This window comes from Sphingorhabdus sp. (assembly GCF_044354325.1).
Lineage (GTDB): Bacteria > Pseudomonadota > Alphaproteobacteria > Sphingomonadales > Sphingomonadaceae > Sphingorhabdus_B.
Genome location: NZ_JBILAF010000020.1, coordinates 1 through 25,626, shown reverse-complemented (window position 1 = coordinate 25,626; position 25,626 = coordinate 1). Strand labels below are relative to the sequence as shown.

At 55.2% G+C, this 25,626-nt stretch carries 27 protein-coding genes and 1 tRNA gene; 25 read left to right on the top strand and 3 right to left on the bottom strand.

Annotated features, from left to right (window positions below):
• The 25 genes from rpsB to ACIQ0G_RS03345 form a co-directional block, all read left to right on the top strand.
• A partial coding sequence (rpsB, locus tag ACIQ0G_RS03465) for a 30S ribosomal protein S2 (RefSeq protein ID WP_397576709.1) occupies window positions 1-416 on the top strand: 416 nt, incomplete at its 5' end.
• 149 nt (window positions 417-565) lie between these two features.
• On the top strand, window positions 566-1,492 hold the full coding sequence (tsf, locus tag ACIQ0G_RS03460; protein WP_397576708.1) for a translation elongation factor Ts: 927 nt from the start codon (window positions 566-568) through the stop codon (window positions 1,490-1,492).
• 102 nt (window positions 1,493-1,594) lie between these two features.
• On the top strand, window positions 1,595-2,320 hold the full coding sequence (gene pyrH / locus ACIQ0G_RS03455; RefSeq protein ID WP_397576707.1) for a UMP kinase: 726 nt from the start codon (window positions 1,595-1,597) through the stop codon (window positions 2,318-2,320).
• Between the two features lie 3 nt (window positions 2,321-2,323).
• Window positions 2,324-2,881: a ribosome recycling factor gene (frr, locus tag ACIQ0G_RS03450; RefSeq protein ID WP_324477378.1), complete on the top strand. Its 558-nt coding sequence runs from the start codon at window positions 2,324-2,326 to the stop codon at window positions 2,879-2,881.
• A gap of 151 nt (window positions 2,882-3,032) precedes the next feature.
• Entirely contained in the window at window positions 3,033-3,752 is a 720-nt protein-coding gene (uppS, locus tag ACIQ0G_RS03445; RefSeq protein ID WP_397576706.1) for a polyprenyl diphosphate synthase, read from the top strand.
• Window positions 3,749-4,486 carry a phosphatidate cytidylyltransferase gene (locus tag ACIQ0G_RS03440; RefSeq protein ID WP_397576705.1) on the top strand — a complete coding sequence of 246 codons (738 nt, stop codon included), beginning with the start codon at window positions 3,749-3,751 and terminating at the stop codon, window positions 4,484-4,486. The genes uppS and ACIQ0G_RS03440 overlap by 4 nt, the downstream gene beginning before the upstream one ends.
• 2 nt (window positions 4,487-4,488) lie before the next feature.
• Entirely contained in the window at window positions 4,489-5,655 is a 1,167-nt protein-coding gene (locus ACIQ0G_RS03435; protein WP_397576704.1) for a 1-deoxy-D-xylulose-5-phosphate reductoisomerase, read from the top strand.
• The gene (gene rseP / locus ACIQ0G_RS03430) at window positions 5,645-6,766 is read left to right on the top strand and encodes an RIP metalloprotease RseP (RefSeq protein WP_397576703.1); all 1,122 of its coding nucleotides are present in this window, start codon (window positions 5,645-5,647) and stop codon (window positions 6,764-6,766) included. The genes ACIQ0G_RS03435 and rseP overlap by 11 nt, the downstream gene beginning before the upstream one ends.
• Window positions 6,767-6,921: 155 nt before the next feature.
• Complete coding sequence (gene bamA, locus ACIQ0G_RS03425; RefSeq protein WP_397576702.1) at window positions 6,922-9,528, top strand: outer membrane protein assembly factor BamA; 2,607 nt, start codon at window positions 6,922-6,924, stop codon at window positions 9,526-9,528.
• The gene (locus ACIQ0G_RS03420) at window positions 9,528-10,220 is read left to right on the top strand and encodes an OmpH family outer membrane protein (RefSeq protein WP_397576701.1); all 693 of its coding nucleotides are present in this window, start codon (window positions 9,528-9,530) and stop codon (window positions 10,218-10,220) included. Before bamA ends, ACIQ0G_RS03420 begins: the two co-directional genes overlap by 1 nt.
• A gap of 5 nt (window positions 10,221-10,225) precedes the next feature.
• The gene (fabZ, locus tag ACIQ0G_RS03415) at window positions 10,226-10,687 is read left to right on the top strand and encodes a 3-hydroxyacyl-ACP dehydratase FabZ (RefSeq protein WP_397575083.1); all 462 of its coding nucleotides are present in this window, start codon (window positions 10,226-10,228) and stop codon (window positions 10,685-10,687) included.
• Window positions 10,688-10,799: 112 nt separating this feature from the next.
• Window positions 10,800-11,027 (top strand): 50S ribosomal protein L31, encoded by a 228-nt coding sequence (rpmE, locus tag ACIQ0G_RS03410; protein WP_125230382.1) that lies wholly within the window; start codon window positions 10,800-10,802, stop codon window positions 11,025-11,027.
• 85 nt (window positions 11,028-11,112) lie between these two features.
• Window positions 11,113-11,189 (top strand) — tRNA-His (locus ACIQ0G_RS03405).
• A gap of 115 nt (window positions 11,190-11,304) precedes the next feature.
• Entirely contained in the window at window positions 11,305-12,336 is a 1,032-nt protein-coding gene (locus ACIQ0G_RS03400; protein WP_397576700.1) for a Leu/Phe/Val dehydrogenase, read from the top strand.
• A 52-nt stretch (window positions 12,337-12,388) separates the two neighbouring features.
• Window positions 12,389-13,105 (top strand): heme ABC transporter permease CcmC, encoded by a 717-nt coding sequence (gene ccmC / locus ACIQ0G_RS03395; RefSeq protein WP_333569503.1) that lies wholly within the window; start codon window positions 12,389-12,391, stop codon window positions 13,103-13,105.
• Entirely contained in the window at window positions 13,105-13,236 is a 132-nt protein-coding gene (ccmD, locus tag ACIQ0G_RS03390; RefSeq protein ID WP_333790361.1) for a heme exporter protein CcmD, read from the top strand. Before ccmC ends, ccmD begins: the two co-directional genes overlap by 1 nt.
• Window positions 13,233-13,682, top strand: coding sequence for a cytochrome c maturation protein CcmE (gene ccmE / locus ACIQ0G_RS03385; RefSeq protein ID WP_397576699.1), 450 nt, complete (start codon window positions 13,233-13,235; stop codon window positions 13,680-13,682). The genes ccmD and ccmE overlap by 4 nt, the downstream gene beginning before the upstream one ends.
• 10 nt (window positions 13,683-13,692) lie before the next feature.
• The gene (locus ACIQ0G_RS03380; RefSeq protein WP_397576710.1) at window positions 13,693-15,624 is read left to right on the top strand and encodes a heme lyase CcmF/NrfE family subunit; all 1,932 of its coding nucleotides are present in this window, start codon (window positions 13,693-13,695) and stop codon (window positions 15,622-15,624) included.
• Entirely contained in the window at window positions 15,621-16,151 is a 531-nt protein-coding gene (locus tag ACIQ0G_RS03375; protein WP_397576698.1) for a DsbE family thiol:disulfide interchange protein, read from the top strand. Before ACIQ0G_RS03380 ends, ACIQ0G_RS03375 begins: the two co-directional genes overlap by 4 nt.
• Before the next feature lie 2 nt (window positions 16,152-16,153).
• Window positions 16,154-16,549, top strand: coding sequence for a cytochrome c-type biogenesis protein CcmH (locus ACIQ0G_RS03370; protein WP_397576697.1), 396 nt, complete (start codon window positions 16,154-16,156; stop codon window positions 16,547-16,549).
• Window positions 16,546-17,202, top strand: coding sequence for a tetratricopeptide repeat protein (locus ACIQ0G_RS03365; RefSeq protein ID WP_397576696.1), 657 nt, complete (start codon window positions 16,546-16,548; stop codon window positions 17,200-17,202). Before ACIQ0G_RS03370 ends, ACIQ0G_RS03365 begins: the two co-directional genes overlap by 4 nt.
• A 127-nt stretch (window positions 17,203-17,329) precedes the next feature.
• Window positions 17,330-19,270 (top strand): potassium transporter Kup, encoded by a 1,941-nt coding sequence (locus ACIQ0G_RS03360; RefSeq protein ID WP_397576695.1) that lies wholly within the window; start codon window positions 17,330-17,332, stop codon window positions 19,268-19,270.
• 98 nt (window positions 19,271-19,368) lie between these two features.
• Window positions 19,369-20,100 carry a hypothetical protein gene (locus tag ACIQ0G_RS03355; RefSeq protein WP_397576694.1) on the top strand — a complete coding sequence of 244 codons (732 nt, stop codon included), beginning with the start codon at window positions 19,369-19,371 and terminating at the stop codon, window positions 20,098-20,100.
• 253 nt (window positions 20,101-20,353) lie between these two features.
• Complete coding sequence (gene leuA / locus ACIQ0G_RS03350; protein ID WP_397576693.1) at window positions 20,354-22,024, top strand: 2-isopropylmalate synthase; 1,671 nt, start codon at window positions 20,354-20,356, stop codon at window positions 22,022-22,024.
• A gap of 141 nt (window positions 22,025-22,165) precedes the next feature.
• A complete protein-coding gene (locus tag ACIQ0G_RS03345) occupies window positions 22,166-23,137 on the top strand; it encodes an NAD(P)H-dependent flavin oxidoreductase (protein WP_397576692.1) in 972 nt (323 codons plus the stop codon).
• A gap of 107 nt (window positions 23,138-23,244) precedes the next feature.
• Here the strand turns inward: ACIQ0G_RS03345 and ACIQ0G_RS03340 are convergent, their stop codons facing one another.
• The 3 genes from ACIQ0G_RS03340 to ilvN all read right to left on the bottom strand — a co-directional run bounded on the left by ACIQ0G_RS03340 (window position 23,245) and on the right by ilvN (window position 25,568).
• The gene (locus ACIQ0G_RS03340; protein WP_397576691.1) at window positions 23,245-23,874 is read right to left on the bottom strand and encodes a YceI family protein; all 630 of its coding nucleotides are present in this window, start codon (window positions 23,872-23,874) and stop codon (window positions 23,245-23,247) included.
• Window positions 23,875-23,950: 76 nt separating this feature from the next.
• Window positions 23,951-24,970 carry a ketol-acid reductoisomerase gene (gene ilvC, locus ACIQ0G_RS03335; RefSeq protein WP_183940355.1) on the bottom strand — a complete coding sequence of 340 codons (1,020 nt, stop codon included), beginning with the start codon at window positions 24,968-24,970 and terminating at the stop codon, window positions 23,951-23,953.
• 82 nt (window positions 24,971-25,052) lie between these two features.
• The gene (gene ilvN / locus ACIQ0G_RS03330; protein WP_183940357.1) at window positions 25,053-25,568 is read right to left on the bottom strand and encodes an acetolactate synthase small subunit; all 516 of its coding nucleotides are present in this window, start codon (window positions 25,566-25,568) and stop codon (window positions 25,053-25,055) included.
• Window positions 25,569-25,626 lie beyond the last annotated feature (58 nt).

The following is a 25,626-nucleotide window of genomic DNA, read 5'->3' as shown; positions in this document are numbered from 1 at the left end:
AGAAGGAAATTCTTCAGATGACCCGCGAGCGCGACAAGCTTGAAATGAGCCTTGGCGGTATCCGCGACATGGGCGGCATTCCTGACGTGATGTTCGTCATCGACGCCAACAAGGAAGAACTCGCCATCAAGGAAGCCAATGTTCTTGGTATTCCTGTCATCGCGATCCTCGATTCGAACGTATCGCCAGACGGTATCGCGTTCCCGGTTCCTGCAAATGATGACGCAGCGCGCGCCATTCGTTTGTACTGCGACGCGGTTGCCACTGCGGCTACCAAGGGCAACGTAAATGCTAAGGTTGCCAAGGGCGTTGACCTTGGTGCCGAAGTTGAACCAGCTGCTGAACCTGCATTGGCCGAAGAAGCTGCACCTGTAGCGGAAGTCGCTGCAGAAGAAGCACCAGCTGCCGACGCTTAAATAAAGCTTATGACCCCCCGACCTGTTCGGGGGGGCATGGTCTGAAATATCGGTGTAAACATCGTTCTCGGATCATATTTTCCCGCTTTCACGGGAATGACAAAATTGGCGGCTATGGATGCCGCCGCATTCATTCGAAAGGACAAAATATGTCTGCAATTACAGCTTCAGCCGTCAAGGAACTGCGTGAGCTTTCCGGCGCCGGCATGATGGACGCCAAAAAGGCGCTTGAAGAGACCAATGGCGATATCGAAGCCGCAGTAGATTTGCTGCGTGCCAAGGGTCTTGCCACTGCTGCCAAGAAATCGAGCCGCACGGCTGCAGAAGGTCTTGTTGGCGTTGCCGTTGAAGGTACCAAGGGTACTGCTATCGAAGTCAACAGCCAGACGGACTTCGTTGCGAAGAACGAACAGTTCCAAGAATTCGTTGCTGCGGTCAGCAATGTTGCCTTGAGCCTGAGCGCAAATGACGCTGAAGTGGTTTTGGCGGCGCCTTATGGTGCTGGCGAAACCGTTCAGGATCGTTTGACCAACAATATTGCAACCATCGGTGAAAACCAGGTTATCCGCCGCGTTAAGTCGCTTTCGGTCAGCAATGGTCGCGTCGTGTCATACGTACACAACGCTGCTGCACCTGGCATGGGTGGTATCGGTGTTCTCGTGGCTCTCGAAAGCGAAGCAGACGCTGCAACGCTCGACGGCCTCGGCAAGCAATTGGCGATGCACATCGCCGCTGCATTCCCGCTTTCGCTCGACGAAACCGGTTTGGACGCAGAGACCCTTGAGCGTGAGCGTGGCATTGCCCGTGAGAAGGCTTCGGAAAGCGGCAAGCCTGCGGATATCGTCGAAAAGATGGTTGAAGGCGCTGTTAAGAAGTTCGCCAAGGAAAATGCTTTGTTGAGCCAGCCATTCGTAATGGACGGCAAGACACCGATTTCCGACGTTGTTGCCGCAGCTGGTAAAGAAGCCGGCAAGCCAATCGTGTTGAAGGATTATGTCCGCTTCCAGCTTGGTGAAGGCATCGAAAAGGAAGTGTCTGACTTTGCAGCTGAAGTCGCTGCTGCGGTCGGCGGATAAATATTCTGGGCTTCCCCGTCTGATGACGGGGATAAAGCCTTGGCGATGTGGCGCGCGGCTCCTATAGCTGGGCGCCATTATTGTATCGGGACGAGGGACATTATGAGCGCGCACGGCTATCGTCGTATATTGCTTAAGCTTTCGGGCGAAGTGCTGATGGGGGATCAGGCCTATGGCATTGACCCGGATACCGTCGCACGCGTCGCCGAAGAAGTGAAGGCGGCCCAGGATACCGGGCTTCAACTGTGCCTCGTTATCGGTGGTGGCAACATCTTCCGCGGAATGGCCGGTGCTGCCAAGGGCATGGATCGCGCACAGGCGGACTATATGGGCATGCTGGCAACGGTCATGAATGCTTTGGCCATGCAGAATGCGCTCGAACAGCTTGGCGTCCCCACACGGGTCCAGTCAGCCATCGAAATGGACAAGGTGTGCGAGCCTGTCATTCGCCGCCGTGCAGAACGTCATCTGGAAAAAGGCCGGGTCGTGATCTTCGCCGCTGGCGTTGGTGCACCGTTCTTCACGACCGATAGCGGCGCTGCATTACGTGCTGCTGAAATGCAGTGCGATGCCTTATTCAAAGGCACCTCGGTCGATGGTGTATATGACGCCGATCCGAAGAAGGTTTCGACAGCAACCCGTTATGAAACATTGAGTTACGACCGGGTGTTGGCAGATAATCTGAAGGTTATGGACGCGAGCGCCGTGTCGCTTTGCCGTGACAACAACATTCCAATCGTGGTGTTCTCCATCCGCGAGCAGGGCAATATTTTGAAAGTGCTGGACGGAAGCGGCACTTCTACTGTGGTAACAAGCGAAGGAAATTGAATCATGCCGCAATATGACAAGACTGATGTCGAGCGCCGCATGAAAGGCGCTGTTGATTCTTTTAAGAGCGACCTTTCCGGTTTGCGCACGGGCCGTGCGAATGTGACCTTGCTCGACCCCGTAGTGGTCGAAGTATATGGCTCACACATGCCATTGAGCCAGGTTGCAACGGTCAGCGCGCCGGAGCCGCGGTTGTTGTCGGTGCAGGTTTGGGACCGTTCCAACGTGACCCCCGTTGAAAAGGCTATTCGTTCGGCGGGCCTTGGCCTGAACCCGATTACCGATGGCCAGACATTGCGTTTGCCTATTCCCGATTTGACCGAAGAACGCCGCAAAGAGCTGGCGAAGCTTGCCGGTCAATATGCGGAGAAAGCGAAAATAGCGATCCGCAACGTGCGGCGCGATGCCAATGACGGGCTGAAGACCGACGAGAATAAGAAGGAAATCAGCGAGGACGATCGCAAGCGGCTTGAAACCGAAGTTCAGAAGATGACCGACGAGATGATCAAGGCCGTTGATGACGCCGCTGCGCACAAGGAAAAGGAAATCCTTAGCCAGTGATATTGGCGCAAGTCCCTCTATCTAGATTGTGTCATTCCCGCGAAAGCGGGAATCCATGGCCAAAGTTGTCAGTGAACGCTGATGACGTAGACCATGGCCGCCTGATCAAGTCGGGGGTGACAATGTTTTGCGGGGCGGCAGGCCAATCATAATGTTGACCACCGCTTCCCAAACTGAGCGCATCGAGGCCGGCACTGGAAAAAAGCCGCGGCATGTGGCCATCATTATGGATGGTAACGGTCGCTGGGCGAAAAAGCGCATGTTGCCGCGGGCGATGGGGCACAAAAAGGGCGTTGAGACTGTTCGCAAAATCGTGCGGGCAGCCGGAGAGCTGGGCTTGGAAGCGCTCAGCCTTTATGCGTTTTCGAGCGAGAACTGGAAACGTCCGGAAGATGAAATCAACGACCTGATGGGGTTGATGCGCGAATTCATCAAATCGGATCTCGATGAATTCGCTGCCAATGATGTGCGCTTAAAGATAATAGGCAATTACAAAGCGTTGGCGCCCGATATTGTGGACATGCTTGAAGAGTCGATTGCCCGAACGTCACAGAATACGCGTACAACGCTGGCCGTCGCGTTGAACTATGGCGCGCAGGATGAACTCGCGCGCGCGGCCCGTTCCGCCGCTGCGCAGGGTGAGATTACCGTAGAATCTATCGAAGCCAATTTGGACACCGCAGGTCTGCCGCCATTAGACCTTTTGATCCGGACGTCGGGCGAGCAACGGTTATCGAACTTCATGCTGTGGCAAGCTGCCTACGCCGAGTTCTGGTTTACAGACACACTGTGGCCCGATTTTAGCAAGGATGAGCTTGCACAAGCTTTGACCGAGTTTTCGACGCGTGAGCGACGTTATGGTGGTCGGTGACCGATAAGGTTGTTCCGTTGACGAAGTCGCGTTCCGACTTAGGCGTGCGGACATTGTCGAGCGTTGCCATGATGTCGGTGGCTATCGGCGCGATCTGGCTGGGTGGCTATGCGTTTATGGCGCTCATCGTTCTGGTCGGATTGGGCGTGTACTGGGAATTCGCAAAGCTCGCGCTCGCGTTTGCCCGCAATATGCCCGCGCGGTTCATCTGGCTTGTTGGCGGACTTTTGTACGTTGGACTGGCTTGCTTTACTTTGTTGCTGTTTAGCGCGCCGTTTTTTGGAATGACGCCCACAATCATGCTCATCGCTGGTGTCATCGGAACCGATGTCGGCGCATATTTCGCTGGGCGGACATTAAGCGGGCCAAAAATTGCGCCACGCATCAGCCCGTCGAAAACATGGTCTGGTTTGCTGGGCGGAATAGTGGGCGCTGGCTTGATGATGATCGCTATTCAGGCCGCGATTTACGCATTCAGGGGCGGCAACGCGGGTGACGGTGACGTTTATCTGACTTATGGTTGGCAGCGCCTTGCATTGACCGGCGCGGCACTTGCTGTTGTTGCGCAAACCGGTGATTTTTTCGAAAGCTGGATGAAGCGACGGGCAGGGGTAAAGGATTCCGGAGGGCTCATCCCCGGACATGGTGGCTTGTTTGATCGTACCGATGGATTGATTGCGGTCGCATTTGTCGCTGGGCTGATCACCATATCGCAAAGCGCAATGGGCAGTTAAAGATGACACGCAGCGTTTCGATATTCGGGGCAACTGGTTCTGTGGGGCTCTCCACGCTCGATCTTGTGCGTCAGCATCGTGACGCCTATCGCGTCGTTGCCCTGACCGCCAATGGTAATGCTTCTGCGCTTGCAACGCTTGCCATTGAATTTGGTGCAGAGCTGGCGGTTGTTGCCGATGAAGCTTCCTATCCGGCGCTGAAAGATGCGTTGCAAGGCACGGGCATCGCGGCGGCTGCGGGCGCGCAAGCGCTCGTTGAGGCGGCTCAGCGTGATGTCGACTGGACGATGGCATCAATCGTGGGCTGCGCTGGATTGCCGCCCACCATGGCCGCGATACAGACGGGCAAAACCGTTGCGCTTGCCAATAAAGAAGCGCTGGTTTCGGCAGGCGCGCTGATGATGGCTGCGGTGCGGCAGTCCGGCGCCGCGTTACTGCCCGTGGATAGCGAGCATAATGCCATTTTTCAGTGCCTTGCCGGTAGCAAGCTGGAACATGTGCGCAAAATCACGCTGACCGCAAGCGGGGGCCCGTTTCGGTCGTTCTCACTTGACCAGATGCGTGAGGTCACACCCGCGCAGGCCGTCGCGCATCCCAATTGGGACATGGGCGCAAAGATAAGCGTCGATTCCGCGACGATGATGAACAAGGGCCTTGAACTGATTGAGGCATATCATCTGTTTCCCGTGGGGCTCGATAAGCTAGACATTTTGGTTCATCCCCAATCGGTCATCCATTCGATGGTGGAGTATGACGATTGTTCGACGCTGGCGCAGCTTGGTTCGCCAGACATGCGCATACCCATCGCCAGCGCGCTGGCATGGCCGGAACGTATGGCCACGAACTGCAAGCCGCTGGACCTTGCGACCATCGGCCAACTAACGTTTGAACAGCCCGACATGGTGCGCTTTCCCGCGCTCCGCTTGGCACGCGCGGCGATTACCGAGGGCGGCGCGAAGCCGGCCATCCTGAACGCCGCCAATGAAGTGGCTGTCGACGCGTTTTTGCACGGCCAGATTGGCTTTCTGGATATCGCACATGTGGTGGAGGCAACATTGACGGCTTATGCACCGGCTGCGCCCACACATCTGGACGATCTGTTCAGCATAGATGCAGATGCGCGGATTTATGCGCGGCACGAATTGGAGACATTGACGCGTGGCAACTGAATCACCCAATATCTTTTTGACGCTGATCGCGTTCATTGCGCTGATCGGGTTTTTGGTTGTTGTCCATGAACTGGGGCATTATTTCGTCGGCCGCTGGTTCGGCGTGAAGGCCGACAAATTTTCCATCGGCTTTGGCCCACAAATTTGGGGCAGGGTGGACAAGCGCGGCACATTGTGGCGCATTGGATTGTTGCCATTGGGCGGTTTTGTTCAGTTTGCAGGTGACATGAACCCGTCCAGCCAAGCCGATGACAGCTGGCGGCAACTGCCCGAGGCCGAACGCAACCAGACTTTTCAGTCCAAGACGCTGTGGCAGCGTGCGTTGATCGTGTTTGCTGGACCCGCGGTGAACTTCTTGCTCGCGATACTCATCTTCATGGGCTTTCTGCTGGCATTCGGGAAGTCCGTTACACCGCCGGTATTGGACGTGATTCAACCGGGAAGCCCCGCCGCACAAGCCGGTTTGATGCCGGGCGATCGCGTCCTAAAATTCAATGGACGCAACATCGAAACCTTTAACCAGATGGCCAATGAGAGCATCATGATCCCCGGTGAGCGCGTTACCATCGAATTCGAACGCAATGGCGAGCGGTTGGTAAAAGAAACCGTCGTGGCCGAAATCAAAGAAGTCGATCGCTTTGGCAACGAATATCGTATTGGCCGTATTGGCGTTGGCGCCAGCAAGGTGGAAGTCCGTGAAGTCGGGATATTGGAGGCGCCATGGGCCGCTGTCCTGCAAACAGGCAATGTCTTACGTCAGCAGGTGATTGGCCTTGGGCAGATTATTTCGGGGCGGCGTCCGCTTTCCGAACTTGGTGGGCCATTGAAAATCGCAAAAGTTTCCGGCGAAGCGATGAGCCTTGGCCTATTGACGTTCATAAGCCTCGCGGCGCTCATCTCGATTAACTTGGGGTTCATCAATTTGCTGCCAATCCCGATGCTCGATGGAGGACATCTTTTGCTCTACGGAATTGAGGCGATACGCAGACGCCCCGCAACACCGCAGGTGCAGGAGTGGGCTTTTCGTGGAGGTTTTGCGATGTTAGCGGCGTTCATGCTTATGGTAACATTTAATGACCTTGCGTCTTTCGGGCTTTTTGAAAGCGGCTGAAGGCATTGCATACTTGATTGCGGACGCTGCATGGGGCAGGGACGCAAAACCGTTTTAGCGGCAATAAGCCAACTCCCGGTGGGGCCCGGACATCAGATCGGATGACAATGAAAAGTAGACCTTTCGGCAACCTCAAAAGCGTTGGCATTTTTTTGATGGGTTCGACGGCCCTTGCGGCGTCAGGCACGATGACGCCTGCGTTTGCGCAAGCAACGCCACTGGCGCCTGCCGCTGAGCCGACTGCGCCAGCTGCGGTCGATCAAATCAAGTCCATCACCGTCGTTGGGACCCAGCGACTCGAGGGCGATACGGTCCGGTCGTACATCCGCTTGAGGACAGGACAGCCTTGGACCCAGGTTTCTGCCGACCAAGCGTTGAAAGATTTATACGCGACTGAATTATTTGCGGACGTCGCCGTGCGCAACAATTCGGGCGCGGTTGTCATTGAAGTGCGCGAAAACCCGGTGGTCAACCGCATCATTCTTGAAGGCAACAAGCGCATCAAGAACGACAAGATCGAACCCGAAATCAAATTGGCGCCACGCCAGATTTACTCGCGTTCGAAAGTCCGCGCGGACGTTGCGCGCATCGTTGAACTCTACAAGCGTCAGGGGCGTTTTGCTGCGGTGGTCGAGCCGAAGCTGGTCCAGTTGGATCAGAACCGCGTCGATATCGTCTTCGAAATCACTGAAGGCCCGAAATCAAAGGTCCAGCAGATCAACATCATCGGCAACGAAAAGTTTTCCGATGGCGAATTGCGTGGCGAAATGGTGACGAAGCAATCGCGTTTTTACCGCTTCTTCAGCTCAGGCACCAGCTATGACCCTGACCGTTTGGCATTTGACCAACAAAAACTGCGCCAGTTTTATCTGACGCAAGGCTATGCCGATTTCCGCGTGGTATCCGCTATTGCGGAACTTACACCTGATAAGCAGGATTTCATCATCACTTACGTGGTGGAAGAGGGTGATCGCTACAAATTCGGCGATGTGAAGGTTGAAAGCCAAATCCGCGATTTCGATTCCGATCGTCTTACGGCGACATTGCGCATGAAAAAGGGCGATTGGTACGATGCCAAGATGGTCGAAGATACCGTCGAAAGCCTCTCGGAAACTGCCGGCCTATTCGGCTATGCTTTTGCCGACGTGAACCCTGATTTCCAGCGTGATAAAGAAACGCTGACGATGGGTATCACCTTCAACGTGGCGGAATCGCCGCGGGTTTTCGTTGAGCGTATCGACATTAACGGCAATACGCTGACCCAAGACAAGGTGGTTCGCCGTGAGTTCCGTTTGAACGAAGGCGACGCATTTAACAGCATTCAGGTGAAGCGCACCGCTGAGCGCATCAAGTCACTTGGATATTTCCAAGAAGATCTCGAAGTCGAGCAAGCACAGGGCAGCGCGCCCGACCGCATCGTGCTGACGACTAATGTCGAGGAAAAAGCAACGGGCGAATTGTCGCTTTCGGCTGGTTTTTCGTCCATCGAAAACTTCATTTTCCAAGGTTCCGTAAGGCAGCGGAACTTCCGCGGTGTTGGCCAGGAATTGCGGACGAATATCTCTTATTCATCCTATTCAAAGTCCGCTGAAATCGGGTTTACCGAGCCCTATCTGTTTGACCGTTCAATTATGGTGTCCGGCGATATCTTTCGTCGCGATTTGAACAGCTTCAACTTCTTCAACAATCAACGCAACACAACCTATGAGCAGGCAACCACCGGGTTTCAACTGCGCGTTGGTGTGCCGGTGAACGAGTTTGTCTATTTCCAGGCACGCTATGGCCTTAGCCACGACAACATCTCGTTGGATGAAAACACGTTTTTCACTGACCCTGATGGCGTGGGTCCGCTACCTGCATCTTGTGACCCAATCGTCGCTGGCCGGTTCCTTTGTGATGCCACGGGCAAACGCCTGACTTCATCGCTGGGTTATACGTTGTTATATGATGACCGCGACAACCGAATCCGTCCAACGCGTGGCCAGAGCTTTGGTATTAGCCAAGATTTCGCAGGACTTGGCGGCAGCGTTAAATATGTCAAGACGCGCATTAACGCGGACAAATTCTGGAAACCATTTGGGAACTTTGTGTTCGGCCTGTCACTTGAGAGCGGATATATCCATCCACTCGAAAGCCGCGGCCTTGAGTCATTGGGTATTGATGACGTCCGTTTGACCGATCGTTTCTACCTCGGTGAACCGCAGATGCGCGGGTTTGATATTCGTGGCGTCGGTCCACGAGTACAGCGCGTGTTCTTTAAAGGCGACATCGTCAACGGCGTAGCCGTGAACACGCCATTGACGGACCGGAACCAGGTTCAGGACGATGCAATCGGCGGTCGGTTCTATTATATGGGTCGTGCGGAGCTTCAGATTCCGCTTGGCAGTGGAGCCAAGGAATTGGGTCTGCGCCCATCGTTGTTCCTCGATGTTGGTTCGGTTTTTGACGTCACCCGTCCAATATTGCAGACGGTTCAGCAACGCGATGAGCAGGGGGCTCCGCTGTATTACTTTGTGGACACAACAGGAACGCTTCTGACGTCAACCACCGCCACCAATGCCGATGGATCGACGCGCGTATCTGTGCTGCGTTTCGAAGAGCGGTTCTTTGGTGATACATGGAAGCCGCGTATGTCGGTTGGTTTTGGCGTAAACTGGAACTCACCTTTTGGTCCGTTCCGAATTGACATTGCCCGTGCGCTGCTAAAACAACCCGGCGACGACACCAAATTATTTACATTCAACGTAGGAACTCAATTCTAATGAAAATTCGTAACACCGCCATCGTGGCAGCTCTTTTGTCCGCAACAGCCATCGCTGTTCCTGCAACGGCTCAGGTATCCGGCATTGCAACCGCTGAAACATCGGTCGCTATTGCCCGTACAAAGGCACTCGGTACTGCGTATCAGCAGATCGGCACGCAATACGCAGCCGTTGTTCAGCAGATGCAGACCAAGCGTCAGGAAATCAACAACATCAATGTGCAGCTTGATACCAATAAAGATAAAGAGCTGACGCAGGCTGAACTCGACGCTGCAATTAAGGCGAAAAACCCCTTGCTGGCGCAGATTGATGCCAAGCAAAAGGAAATCAATACGCTTCAAGAACCGATCATCTTGGCGCAGCTTTATGCCGTCGAGCAGATTGCCTTGAAGTATGACGCGGCGCAGCAGGCGGTTGTTGCTGCAAAGAAAATCAGCGTCATTTTGGCACCGGATGCATTTGTTTGGGCACCTGAAGCCGTTGACGTAACGCCCGCGATTACCGCTGAGCTGGATAAAGCTATTCCAGCAGCCGTAATCACACCGCCTGCCGGCTATCGTCCGTCGCGTCAGATTGGCGCTTTGTATCAGCAAATTCAGCAGTTGTTTAACAACGCAGCGCAGATGCAAGCCGCTCAGGCCGCTGCGGCCGCTGCACCCGCGGCCCCAGCAGCACAGCCTGAAAGCCGCTAAGCGGAATGAGCGAAGCTGATTTTAGCAATTATGACGTCCGCCGGGTTATGTCGGTGCTGCCGCACCGTTACCCGATGTTGCTGGTTGACCGCGTTGAACAGCTTATCCCTGATGAGCGCATCAGCGCGATTAAAGCCGTAACCATCAATGAAGGGTTCTTTCAGGGACATTTCCCCGGAAGGCCCATCATGCCCGGCGTGCTGATTGTCGAAGCGCTGGCCCAAGCGGCTGGCGTTTTGGCAATGGAGAGCCTTGGGTTGATTGGTTCGGGCAAGCTGGTCTATTTCATGTCGATCGACAATGCGAAGTTCCGTGCGCCCGTTGAGCCGGGTTGCTTGCTGCATCTGAATGTCGAATTTGTGCAAAAGCGTCCGCGTGTCTGCAAATTTGCGGGGCGTGCGATGATGGGCGATCAGGTCGCGGCGGAAGCCGAATTTATGGCCATGATCGCCGATCCGCCAGCTTGATGACATTCGCGGATAATTGAATCTTGCTATAACTGGCGTCCACCGCTATGCGCGGCGCTTCCGAATTTAGGGCTTCCGGTCGGAAACCGGTCGCTGAACAAAGGAATTATATATGAAAGCCGATATTCACCCCGATTATCACATGATCAAGGTGCAGATGACCGATGGCACCGTCTTCGAAACACGCTCCACTTGGGGCAAGGAAGGCGACACGTTGGCTCTAGATATTGACCCGACTTCGCACCCTGCATGGACCGGTGGTTCGGGCCGTATGCTCGACACAGGCGGCCGCGTTGCGCAGTTCAACAAGCGCTTTGGTGGCCTTAGCCTCAAGAAGTAAGATAATCAGCGTGCCGGGTTGACGCCCGGCATGTGATAATCTTAAGGCCAAAATATAGGAACGCGCCTGCCTTAGTGGCGCTATGGCGACCGTAGCTCAGTTGGTTAGAGCGCTGGTTTGTGGTACCAGAGGTCGGGGGTTCAAGACCCCTCGGTCGCCCCATTTATTTCCCCCGCATAATCTGAGTGACTTTCGCGTTGCGTAATATTATTACGTTGATGTGTAATTTGATTCCGAAGTTGTTGAAATGAATTCGTCCGCATTTGGGAGTGACGAGATGCCCGCTATTTGGGATTTGCCAGACTTTGACTCGCATGAATCGGTCCATGTGTTCGATGACCGCGCGACAGGGCTCAAGGCGGTCATTGCGGTGCACTCGACCCATTTGGGGCCGGCAGCGGGCGGAACGCGTTTCTGGCATTATGCCGACTCACAAGCGGCGATCACCGACGCGCTCCGTTTGTCGCGCGGTATGAGCTACAAAAACGCGATGGCGGGGCTTTCGGCCGGTGGTGGTAAGGCCGTCATTCTGGCCAATCCGCAGCGCGCCAAACCACAGGAACTGCTTGAAGCATTTGCACGTGCTGTCGACTCGCTCGGCGGGAAATATATCACTGCGCAGGATGTGGGCATTTCCGAAGCGGACATGGTTGCCGTTTCCAAGGTTACCCCACATGTTGCGGGACTTCCGGGCCAGGGTGGTGATCCCGGTCCATATACGGCGCGTGGCGTCTTTCTGGGCGTCAAGGCAGCGGTCAAGCATGCGCTTGGTACCGATGACCTGAATGGCGTCCATGTGGCCATACAGGGCGTTGGCAGCGTCGGTGGCGGGCTTGCCCGTTATTTGGCGGCAGAGGGTGCCAAGCTGACCCTCGCCGATGTTGACGCGCAACGCGCCGCAGATCTTGCGCGTGAATTGGGTGGGCAAAGTGTTGCTGCGGATGCCATTATGACGGTGGAAGCCGATGTGTTCAGTCCTTGCGCGCTTGGTGCAGTGCTGACCGAAGCCAGCGTAGCAGCGCTCAAAGTGTGTGCCGTTGCTGGTGGTGCAAACAACCAGTTGGCAACCGGCTCTGAAGGGCGGATGCTCGCCGACCGCGGTATTTTATATGCGCCGGATTATGTCATTAACGCAGGCGGCATTATCAACGTGCTGCGCCAGATCGAAAATGCCGACGATGCCGAGATTAACCGGCGCGTCGATGCGATCGCAGGGCGATTGGCGGCAATCTGGAATGAAAGTGATTCGACCGGCAAAACACCGGCTGAAGTCGCCGACAATATGGCACAAAAGCTTATTGGGCGCTGATGCCAAATCCATTGGCGTAACGCTTTGGCAGTGCTAGATGCATCGCCGACTTATGCATCGTTTCGCCAATCCTGCCCGCTTTTTGCGAATCGCAAAGCCACTCACGCCTTGGCTGTTGTGGCTGGGCATCGCTTTGACGCTCGGGGCTTGCCTGTGGGGGGCGTTCTTCACGCCGACTGAGCGGCTCATGGGCGATACCGTAAAGATTATATTTGTTCATGTACCCGCCGCTTGGTTGGGTATGGGCGGATGGACGGGCATTGCCATTGCCAGCATCATTCAGCTGGTCTGGCGCCATCCGCTTGCTGGTGTGTCGGCGCGCGCAATTGCGGTGCCCGGCGCGACCTTTGCGGCGATTTGCCTAATCACTGGATCGATTTGGGGCCGACCAACATGGGGAACATGGTGGGTGTGGGATGGCCGGCTGACATCCATGCTGGTGCTGTTCTTCCTCTATCTTGGATATATCGCGCTTTCGAACGCATCGAGCGAGAAGGGCGATACGAGCCGCGTTGCTGCCGTTTTCGGCATCATCGGTGCCGTCAACATTCCGATCATCAACCGATCCGTCATCTGGTGGGAAAGCCAACACCAAAAGGCGAGCATCACCTTGGGTGGCTCTTCCATCGATCAAGCCTATTTGGTGCCGCTTTTTGTGTCTGTTGCGGGCTTCAGCCTGTTGTTCGGCGCATTGGTGTTGATGCGGATGCGCACGGCGTTGGCTGAAATGCGGATTGAGGCGCGTATGCGCCGTATGGCGGACTATTGATGCCGCACGCACCGTTCATTATCGCGTCGTTCGCTGTGACTGGCATCGGCATGAGCTGGCTGTTGATTTCCAGCTATCTTGCCATGCGTCGTGCAGAGGCTTCGGCAGATGAATTGAGGCAACAGCCATGAAACCCAAGCATCAACGCCTGCTGCTCGCCGTGATTTCGGTTTTCGCCTTGATCGGGGCTAGCCTCATCGCGGCGGCGGCACTGCGGGAAGAAGCGTCGTATTTTTACACGCCCACGACCTTGGCCAATGCCAATGTTGCGCCGGGTAAGGCCATTCGGCTTGGCGGAATGGTGCAAAAGGGCTCAATCGTCCGCGCGCCCGATGGCGTTTCCATTACCTTTACGGTGCAGGACAAGGATAAATCGCAAAAAGTGACCTATCGCGGCATTACGCCCGATCTGTTCGTTGAAGGATCTGGTGTGGTTGCAGATGGCCGGCTTGGTCCCGACGGTATCTTTGTCGCGGACAGCCTGTTGGCGAAGCATGACGAAAATTATGTGCCCAAAGAACTGGCGGATATCGACATGACTTCCGCAGAACACACAAAGGACACGCTTTCAAAATGAAGGCTTTGACATAATGGCAGAGGCAGGACTTGCCGCATTGTGGCTCGCCGCCGCAATGGCGTTGCTTCAACTTGTAGGTGGCATGACATTGTTGCGCGGCGGCGCTGGGCAGCTTGTGCCGCTGATCAAGCCTGCGGCTTATGTCCAAGGTGCTTTATGTGCCTTTGCGTTTCTCGCGCTGATGTGGCTGTTTTATGTCACCGACCTGTCGGTGTTGTTGGTCGCCAGCAATAGCCACATTGATAAGCCACTGATTTTCAAGCTTGCGGGCACATGGGGCAACCATGAAGGCTCCATGCTGCTGTGGGTATCGGTTCTGTCGGTGTCCGGCGCTGCGATTGCGCTGTTGGAAAAGCGGATTGAGCCCAAAACGCTCAATGCCACGCTGGCGGTGCAGGCATTCATTGCCCTTGGTTTTTTTGGGTTCCTTTTGTTCGCGTCAAACCCGTTTGAGCGCCTCGTCCCTGCGCCTGTTGAAGGGAATGGATTGAATCCATTGCTTCAGGACATCGGCCTCGCGTTCCATCCGCCGACTTTATATTTCGGTTATGTCGGTCTTTCGATCGCCTTTTCCTTTGCCGTTGGGGCACTGCTGACCAATCAGGTTGGGCCAGCCTTTGCACGCGCTATGCGGCCTTGGGTGTTGGCGGCGTGGATATTCCTGACCATCGGTATCACCGCCGGCAGCTATTGGGCCTATTATGAACTTGGCTGGGGTGGCTGGTGGTTCTGGGACCCGGTTGAAAACGCATCGCTGCTGCCTTGGCTTGCGGCGACCGCGCTTCTGCATTCGGTCAGCGTCCTTGCCACCCGAAACGCTTTGCGCGCGTGGACGATCATGCTGGCGCTCGTTGCATTTGCAATGTCGATGGCTGGGACGTTCTTGGTGCGGTCGGGCATTTTGACGAGCGTCCACGCCTTCGCTGTCGATCCGGAACGCGGGGCGTTCATCCTTGCCTTGATGTTGATTTACACCAGCCTTGCGTTTGTGATTTTTGCTTTGCGCATTGGTTCGGTCAAGCAAGGCGAGTCGTTTCAACTTATCAGCCGCGAAGGCGGCATTGTTGCGAACAATATCTTCCTCAGTGTAATTCTGGCCGTGGTGCTCATCGGCACGCTGTACCCGCTTGCCGCAGAGGCGATGGGCGACAAGATTTCAGTTGGCCCACCCTATTTTAACAAGGCAACGGTGCCTATCGCTGTTCTGTTAATGCTTGCCCTTTTGATTGGCCCGATGCTGCGCTGGCGCCGCGATGATCTCAAACGCTTAAAATATTGGCTTATCGGGGGCGCTGCAATTTTGTTGTGGAGCGGCATCGCCGTGTGGAAGTTCGCGCCGGACGTTGGACTGTTCCCATTGCTTGGGATTGCCCTGTCATTGGCGCTGGCTGTCGCCGCGTGGCTGCCCTTACGCGGCCGCAAATTGCTGCGCACGCCATTGCCTATATTCGGTATGGTCATTGCCCACTTCGGCATTGCGGTGAGCGTTTTCGGCATGGCGGCAGAGTCTGGCTTTTCATCAGAAACATTAACTGCGCTTGCCCCGGGCGAAAGCGCGGAAATCGCGGGCTGGCAAGTGAAGCTGGACGACGTCAATCCTGTTGTCGGGGACAATTGGGTTGCCATCGAAGGCGAATTGCAGGCGGTGAAAAATGGCAGTGCGTTTGTGCTTCGCCCGCAATCACGACAGTTTTATAGACCTGAAATGCAAACGAGCGAGGCGGCATTGCTGACACGTTGGAATGGCCAACTTTATGCCGTCATTGCGCAGCCTGACCAAGAGGGGGATGGCCGCTGGCAAGTACGCTTGTGGTGGAAACCCTTTGTGCCGTTCATTTGGTATGGCGGAATGTTAATCGCTGTTGGTGGTATCATTGCGCTGCTTGGCCGCATGTTCCGGCGCGCGAAAAAGCCTGCTAAAAGCAAGTGGCAGGCGACATGAACCGGCGCTGGCTTCTGTGGATCCCGCTTGCGGTGGTCGCCTTTATCGGTGGTCTGGCGATGTACGGCCTGGCCGTCCCCAAGGACGATCAAGTGCATTCGGCGATGATTGGCCAAAAGCTGCCAGCATTTTCATTGCCCGCAGCAACGGCGGGTGTCGAAGGCTTGGCCAGCGCCGATATGACCGACGGAAAGCCCCGTTTGCTGAACATTTTTGCCAGTTGGTGCCTACCGTGCAAGGCGGAAGCGCCGTATCTTGAGGCGTTGAAAAAGGCAGGTATCGAAATTGACGCCATCGCCATTCGCGACAGACCCGAAGACGTTGCAGCATTTCTGAACGAATTCGGCAACCCGTTCCGGCGGATTGGATCGGACAGCGAAATGGCGGTTCAGCTTAAGCTTGGATCGTCAGGGGTTCCGGAAACTTATGTCATCGGCGGTGACGGCACGATATTGTATCAGCATATCGGCGATATCCGGGCAGAACATGTCCCGATGCTGATTGAAAAAGTGAATGCCGCGAAATGAGAATGCTCGCGCTCATATACCTGATGCTTGCAACACCGGTGTTTGCGCAAGGCAGCGGCCCAACGCCCGCATTAGCGAACCGTCAGTTGCCTGATCCTACACAGGAAGCGGCGGCAACCAAGTTGATGCACAGCTTGCGCTGCATTCAATGCCAGGGCCAATCGATCGCCGATAGTGACGCGCACATGGCGGGTACGATGCGCGCGGAGGTGCGGCAACAAATTGCAGCGGGGCAAAAGCCCGAGGCCATTCGTGGCTGGATGATTGCGCGCTATGGTGAATGGGTCAGCTTCGAACCTGATATGAAGGGGGCAGGGCTGTTGCTTTGGTTTACCCCCTTGTTGGTCCTGATCGCTGGCATATGGCTGGCGCGCGGGCTATTCCGGAGGGGCGCATGAACGGTTGGTTTGCACTTGGCATTTTGGCGGTACTCAGCCTAGCCGTGCTCGTCTGGAATGTCCGATCGTCGAAAGGTTTGTGGCAGATTGCCGCAGCTGTCATTCTATTGGGCATGACGGGATATGCGCTTCAGGGACGGCCCACGACACCATCGTCACCTGCTAAGCCACTGGCGGCAAGCGAAGTCGCCGCAACCCAGCTTGTCGACATACGGGCAGACATGGACCAAAGCTTTGGCAGCGCAAAGCGCTGGCTTGTTACCGCCGACTCATTTGCCAAGCAGGGCGATTACCCGCTTTCCGCAACCTATATTCAAGCCGGCTTGCGCAAAGACCCCAACAACCCGGATTTGTGGTCCGCATTGGGTTTGCAACTGATGCTCGCAAGCGAAGGCCAAATGTCGCCTCCGGCGCAATTGGCATTTGATAAGGCGCGGGCAATCCGGCCCAATTATCCTGCGCCATATTATTTCGCGGGGCTTGCGCGGCTCTTTGCCGGTGACCTCGACGGGGCCATTTTGCTCTGGGAAAAGACCGTGTCACTGGCGACACCGCAAGCCAAGTGGAAGGCACGTATTGAGTCGCAACTGCAAGCGGCGAAGGCATTGCAGGCGCAGGCCGCTAATGCCCAAGCGGCTAATGCAACTAAGTAGCTGATATAAATTATTTTTGTTATAAATCACCGGCTTTATTGCTTTGTTGTGATGGGTTGGTGGCCATGCTAATGCGCGCGTCCTGACTGCTTTTAGGGGCATTCGGGGCAAACGCCGGGGAAACGAAATGGTTGGACCGCAAGCCGCAGACGATTTTGGTCATAGCGAACAAGATCATCATGCAAGTCATGCCCCGAAGGGGTCGTTGCTCGCCCTGTGCGTTGGCACAGTTGGCGTTGTGTTTGGCGACATCGGGACCAGCCCGATCTATGCTTTCCGCGAAACATTCGCCGGACATCATCCCATCACCCCCGACCCTATGCACATTAATGGTGTGCTAAGTCTCGTATTCTGGTCGATGATGATCGTTGTGACATTCAAATATGTCTTCACGATCATGAAAGCCGACAACAAGGGCGAGGGCGGAAGTCTTGCCCTTCTTGCGCTGATTAACCGGCAGACTGCGGGCGCAAAATGGACCACGCCTTTCGTGATGCTTGGCGTTTTTGCGACCGCCCTTTTCTATGGCGACTCCATGATCACGCCGGCGATGTCGATCCTGTCCGCGGCGGAAGGTCTGAAATATGTCAACCAAGGCTTTAGCGACTGGATCCTGCCCATATCCGTCGTGATTATTGGTGCACTTTTTGCGTTCCAGTCGCGTGGTACGGCCAAGGTTGGTGCATGGTTCGGACCGATCATGCTGGTCTATTTTGCGACACTGGCGGGCCTTGGCATTATGCATCTTACAAAGATGCCGTTGATCATTCTGGATGTTCTGAACCCGCTAAACGCCTTTTATTTCTTTTATGTTGATGGCTTCCGCGCATTTGTCGCGATGGGCACTGTGGTGCTTGCCGTTACCGGAGCCGAGGCGCTCTATGCCGATATGGGGCATTTTGGACGGCGCCCAATTAAGTTCAGTTGGCTGTTCTTTGTTCTGCCTGCGTTGATGCTGAACTATATGGGGCAGGGGGCAATGATCCTGTCGATGACGCCTGAGGAAGCCCAGATGGCCATTCGTGACCCGTTCTTCCTGATGGTGCCGGACATCATTAGCACGCCTGTCATCATATTGACGATTTTGGCCGCGATTATCGCCAGCCAAGCCGTGATTTCGGGTGCATTCTCTTTAACACAACAAGCCATTCAGTTGGGCTTCATGCCGCGCTTGAGCATTCGTCACACCAGCGAGAAAGCCGCAGGCCAGATCTACATTCCGGCAATCAATTGGGGGCTGGCGGTGATGGTTCTCTTGTTGGTGCTGTTCTTCCAGTCTTCGTCAAACCTTGCCGCTGCTTATGGCATCGCGGTCACGGGCGCGATGTTTATCGATACCTGCCTGATCGCGGTCGTGCTCGTGTCGCTTTGGAAATGGCCAAAGTGGAAAGCCATTCCGATATTGGCGTTGTTCTTCATCGTTGACTTTGCCTATTTCGGCGCAAATCTGCTCAAGGTCCCGTCGGGCGGCTGGGTGCCACTGCTGATTGGTTTGGTGATCTTCACCCTGCTGACGACATGGTCACGTGGCCGCGCGCTGATGCGGGAACGTATGGCCGAAAGCACGATGCCGATGGAAATCTTCATCAAATCGGCTGCAAACAGCGCCACGCGGGTTCCCGGCACGGCGATTTTCATGGCGTCTGCCGCGAGCGGCGTTCCTTCGGCGTTGCTGCATAACATCAAGCACAACCGCATTTTGCATGAACGCGTCATCATCCTCACGGTACAAATTGAGGATGTCCCCTTCGTCGAAACCGGCGAACGGATTATCTGCAAAGACCTTGGTGAAGGTTTCTATCGCGTCAAAATGCGCTTTGGCTTTTTGGAAGAAACCAATGTCCCCGCGACACTGGATTTGGTTGATCTGTGCGGTCCAAAATTTGATATGATGCACACCAGCTTCTTCCTGTCCCGGCAGACGCTGATTGCGTCGAAGATGCCGGGTATGGCGATCTGGCGCGAAAAGATTTTCGCATGGATGTTGCGCAATGCGGCAAACGCCATGGAGTTCTTTAAGCTGCCCAGCAATCGGGTGGTCGAACTGGGAAGCCAAGTCGAAATTTAATACGCTACGCCGCGTTGACCGTGTGTTGTCGCAAAATCGCTTGAACCTTTTTGTTTCGACCAATACGAACAAAAAAGGAACTTCGATTGGAAGATCGTATGACGGTTATGTCATTGCTGTCGGCGGATAGCTTCGCCGATTTGAGGGAAATTTGGCAATCCGTCGATTTCGACGGGCTTGGCATCACCTTTGATGACGGCAGTAACCCGGCGAGCGTGTCGGGCAGTATGCTGTTTAGCGGTGTTGCATTTACCTATGCGTTACAGGCGTGCCCTGCGCCAGAAGAAACGCACCACATTTTTTGTAACGCTGACCTCTCGGATATCCAGTCCGCCGTGGGCATCGATTTGGGCCCAGCAGTCACGTCTGGCCGCACTGTTCCCGCAATTGTTCAGGCTATGCTGGAGCTTGGCGACATTCTGGGCCGCAACTTGGGCATCAAGGCCGTGTTTTGGTCTCCGGCGGATGTTGTTTCCGGATATGATTATTACGCAGAAGCTGTGGCGCAATATGCTCAAGGTGCGGCCTTTCCGGCATTGCTGTGTGTTGGCTTTGATATGCCGAGGATCGGTACTGTGCAAACAACAGGGTTGGCGTGGTTATGCGATCAGGAACTTACCTTCACGCATCCGCAGCTGCCCGTGCCTGAAGCAATGCGTTATGTGGTACGCCTTGTGCACGACCTTGCTACGCACGGGGCATATGACCGCGCACTTGAGCTGCCCGGCTTGCATGCAGATGAGGTTGTTGTTGTGACGCCCAACCCCGATCAGGGCACAGTAAATGCAAGCTTGGTTAACGGTAAAGATGCCATAAACTCCGCCCAATAGCAGATGCGTTACACCATTTGGCTGGCAACTAAATGAATGCGCATAAATTTTATACTGGACGAATGTTGCTTTGAATGGCTATCGCCGCAACATAATGTCTTTGCACAACGCGACCTTGCTTCTTCTACGACTTACACGCCCTTAGGCGTGCGCTTGATGTCGGCATCGTTCGGCAGGCCGCCTAAGGGCTTCATGAAAACCCGCCAAGTCTTACAGCCCAGATAATGGGCGCAATCGCGAAGTTGCAAAAAACATGATGTTATCCGATCCATCCCGTAAATACCGCGCACTCCCGCAAGTTGATCTGCCCGATCGTCAGTGGCCAAATCGTACCATAGACGCACCGCCACGTTGGCTTTCGACCGACTTGCGCGATGGCAATCAGGCGCTGATCGATCCGATGGGCGCAGAGAAAAAGCGTCGCTTTTTTGATCTTCTCCTGAAAGTCGGCGTAAAGGAAATCGAAGTTGGTTTCCCAAGCTCCGGTGCGACAGATTTCGATTTCATCCGTGGCTTGGTCGATAGCGGAAGCATCCCCGATGATGTGACGATCCAGAGCCTGACGCAGTCGCGGCGCGACCTTATTGAAAAAACGTTCGAAAGCATGGCGGGCGCACCGCGTGCGATTGTGCATCTGTATAATGCCGTCAGCCCTGCGTGGCGGGACATTGTCTTTAACCTCGACAAAGCGGGCGTGAAAGCCATCGCGGTTGAAGGTGCGCATATGTTGATGGAGCAAGCCGCGCGCTTCCCCGAAACCGACTGGCATTTCGAATATAGCCCCGAAACCTTTTCGACCGCTGAACTCGAATTCAGCCTTGAGGTAAGCGAAGCCGTGATGGAGGTTTTGAAACCGACCGCTGCCAAGCCACTGATCCTGAATTTGCCCGCCACCATCGAAGCCGCAATGCCCAATGTATATGCCGACCAGATCGAATGGATGTGCAAACATATCAGCGCGCGTGATGCCGTCGTCATCAGCCTGCATCCACATAATGACAGGGGCAGCGGCATTGCCGCGGCGGAACTTGGCCTGTTGGCAGGCGGTGACCGGATTGAAGGTTGCCTGTTCGGCAATGGTGAACGCACGGGCAATGTTGACCTCGTTACACTCGCGCTGAACATGTATACCCAAGGGCTGAACCCAGGTCTTGATTTCAGCGATATCGATGAAGTCATTCAGACCGTGGAATATTGCAATCAACTGCCGGTCCATCCGCGTCACCCATATGCCGGTGAATTGGTGTTCACGGCCTTTTCCGGATCGCACCAAGACGCCATTAAAAAGGGTTTTGCCGCGCATGAACAGCAAAATGACGAAATCTGGCGTGTGCCCTATTTGCCGATAGATCCAGCGGATTTGGGCCGGTCATACGAAGCCGTGATCCGGGTGAATTCCCAAAGCGGCAAGGGCGGTGTCGCCTGGGTTATCGAGCAGGACCACGGCCTTAAACTGCCGAAGCGTATGCAGGCCAATTTTTCCACGACGGTGCAGGAATTGTCCGACACGACTGGCCGCGAGTTAACCAGTGCCGATATTTGGGAGGCGTTTGAAAAGCGCTATCATCTGAAAGGCGAAGGGCGCTTCCGGTTGCTCGACTTCCGCGAAAGCCAAAGCCAGCGTCAACTGGATGAACGTATCTTCGCAGGCAACATCCGCATCGATGGCGTCGAACAAAGCGTGAGCGGTCGCGGCAATGGACTTATCTCAAGCCTTGCCAACGCGCTTGAGGAGGCTCTGGGAGGGCCGCTGGACATCATTGACTATAGCGAGCACGCAATCGGCCATGGCACCGACGCACGCGCTGCTGCCTATGTTGAGTGCCGTGTTGGCGATGGGCCGATTTTGTTCGGTGTTGGCATCAGCAGGGATGTCGCAACCGCGTCCGTTCGGGCGATTTTGAGTGCCGCTAACGGCGCGTAAGTCGATCTAAAGGCGGGCGTGCATGAAAAATCACACCCGCCTAACCTTACGTAATGGCTTGTTACGTACCACCCATTTGACAGCCGCGATGTGCAGGCGCTAACCCACCGTTAAATGCTCATTTAACAAGGGATTCGGCGCATGGCACTTCCGGCAATTTTCGACAATCTTCGTCTTCCGGTGATTGGATCGCCGCTTTTTATCGTTTCAGGTCCAGAGCTGGTGATTGCACAGTGCAAGGCGGGTGTTGTCGGTTCATTCCCAGCGCTCAATGCGCGTCCGGCCAGCCAGCTGGACGAATGGTTGCACCAGATCACTGAGGAACTCGCCGCACATAACCGCGATAATCCCACGCGCCCTGCCGCGCCTTATGCGGTGAACCAGATCGTGCATAAATCAAATAACCGGTTGCAGGAAGATTTGGCGACCTGCGCGAAATGGCAGGTTCCCATCACGATCACGTCGCTTGGCGCGCAGGAAGAACTGAACCAAGCCGTGCACAGCTGGGGCGGCATTGCGTTTCATGACGTCATCAATGACCGTTTCGCGCACAAAGCAATCGAGAAGGGCGCAGATGGTCTTATTCCCGTCGCTGCAGGCGCTGGCGGACACGCTGGCGTAACCTCACCTTTCGCATTGATGCGCGAAATTCGTGAATGGTTCGACGGTCCAGTCGCGCTTTCGGGATCGATTGCACACGGTGCGTCCGTGTTGGCCGCGCAAGCCATGGGTGCAGACTTTGGCTATATCGGCAGCGCGTTCATCGCGACGAAGGAAGCTAATGCCGTTGACGGCTACAAAGACAATATCGTTGAGGCGAAAGCCGCCGACATTGTTTACTCGGACCTGTTTACCGGCGTCAGCGGCAATTATCTGCGCCAGTCGATCGAGCGCGCAGGGATGGACCCCAACAATCTGCCAAAGGGCGATATTTCCACAATGAACTTTGGTTCGGGCGGCAATAGCGAAGCTAAGGCTTGGAAGGATATCTGGGGTTCAGGCCAGGGTATCGGCGCGATCAAGGAAGTGCAAACTGTGGCACAATTTGTTGATCAGCTTGAGGCAGAGTATCGCGCCGCCAAGGTTGCTTTGGATGCGGCTTTCCGGGGGTAATTGCTTCCCCGATATGGCGTAGGCCAAAAACATATCCACATGATGCCGCAAAGGCACAAGGCGAGGAAAAATATCCCCTTTGTGCTTTTGCGGCGTTTTTTTGATCGTTAGCTGGCCTTTTCAAAGGCAACGCTAATGTCGAGCTTTACCTCGTCCGATACGAATGGAACGCCGTAACTTACGCCAAATTCGCTGCGCTGAATGGTCGTTGTGGCATGAAAACCGACGGTTGGCTTCTTGTTGAACGGGTTGTTGCCAGCACCTGAAAATGTCGTGTCGAGCACGACTGGCTTGGTAATGCCGTTCAGCGTTAGGTTACCCGTGATTTTCGCTGTCGTGCCCTTGGCAACCACGCTGGTGGACACAAATTTTGCATCCGCTGGCGCTGGACCGAAAAAGTCAGCTTTGCCGCCTTCTTTGCCAGCACGAAGCAAATGGCCCGTGAGGCCAGCGCTCGCGGTTGTGACTTTTCCTACCGGAATAGTGATATCGACCGTTGATGCATTTGGCTTTGCAGGGTCCAGAACCAATGTCCCCGTCGCATCGCCGAAGATGCCAAAATAGTCGTTGAAACCGAAATGGCTAACCCGCCAACCGACCAGCGTGTGTGCAGGATCGGTGTTGTACGTTCCTGCGGTCACGCGCGTGACATCTACCGCGCCGGGGGTTTGTGGTGCGCTCTGGGCGATGAGGGGGACAGCCGCGAAGAGGGGAAGGGCACATAAAAGCTTGCGCATAAAATTGCTCCAGACATGAAAAAGGGGAGGCTCAAGTGTCGATGCCTCCCCTTAAACTGTCAAGATGCGAAGAAGATTAGTTTTTCGCTTGATCAACCAGCTTATTCTTGGCGATCCAAGGCATCATAGCGCGCAGTTTTGCGCCCGTTGCTTCGATTGGATGCGCGGCGGCAGCCTTGCGCGCGGCCTTAAGTTCAGGTTGTCCCGCACGGTTGTCCAGAACGAAGTTCTTCACAAAACGGCCGGACTGAATGTCCGCAAGAACGCGCTTCATTTCCGCCTTAGTTTCATCGGTAATGATGCGCGGGCCAGTCGTGATGTCGCCATATTCCGCGGTGTTGGAGATCGAATAGCGCATGTTGGCGATGCCGCCTTCATATAGAAGGTCAACGATGAGCTTCGTTTCATGCAAGCATTCGAAATACGCCATTTCAGGGGCATAGCCCGCCTCGGTCAGCGTTTCGAAGCCAGCTTGGATAAGGTGCGTGATACCACCGCACAATACGGCCTGTTCACCGAACAGATCGGTTTCGCACTCTTCGCGGAAGTTGGTTTCGATGATGCCGCTGCGTCCGCCGCCAACGCCGCTTGCATATGCAAGCGCGATGTCATGGGCATTGCCCGATGCATTTTGCGCAACCGCGATAAGGCAAGGCACGCCGCCGCCTTTTTGATATTCGCTGCGCACGGTATGGCCGGGGCCCTTTGGCGCGATCATGATGACATCAATGTCTGCGCGTGGTTCGATAAGGCCGAAATGGACGTTCAGGCCATGGGCAAAGGCAAGCGCCGCGCCGGGCTTCATATTTGCATGCAAGTCATCGGCGTAAATGGCGGCCTGATGCTCGTCAGGTGCCAGCACCATCAAAATATCGGCCCACGCGGCGGCATCGGCATTTGCCAAGACCTTGAAGCCAGCGGCTTCGGCCTTTTTCGCGGTGGCTGATCCAGCACGCAATGCAATGGCTACGTCCGCAACGCCGCTGTCGCGCAGGTTCTGGGCATGTGCATGGCCTTGGCTACCATAACCAACAATCGCGACTTTCTTGTCCTTGATTAGGCCCAGATCGCAATCTGCGTCGTAAAATACTTTCATGTTTTAGTCCTTCTGCTTTGCCGTCACCCGGAATGTGTTTCAGGGTCTTACTTTCAACGGCGTAATATTTTGACGATGAAATTTAGCTGCCTTCGGCTCCGCGCATCAGGCCGACAATTCCGGTTCTGCCGACTTCAACCAGGCCGACTTCGCGCATCAATGCGACGAACGTGTCGATCTTGTCCGGGCCGCCGGTTATCTCAAAAATGAAGCTGTTGACAGTCGCATCGATCACGCGGGCGCGATAAATATCGGCAAGGCGCATTGCCTCAACCCGTTGGTCGCCGGTGCCGCGCACCTTAACCAACGCAAGCTCTCGCTCCACATGGGGGCCAGCTTCGGTCAGGTCCGTGACTTTGTGCACCGGGATCAGGCGTTCACATTGCGCAATGATCTGGTCGATGACCGGCGGTGGCCCGCGGGTAACGATGGTAATCCGGCTGGTGGTATGGTCTTCGCTGATATCGGCAACGGTCAAACTGTCGATGTTGTAACCGCGCGACGTAAACATGCCTGCGATCCGCGCCAGCGTGCCTGCTTCGTTGTCGACGGTCAGCGTGAGTACATGCCGTTCGGTGAGTTCCTGTTTGATATGCATTATACCAGCGCCTTTGCTTCGTCGTCCATCGTCCCTGATACTTCATCGGAATGCAGGA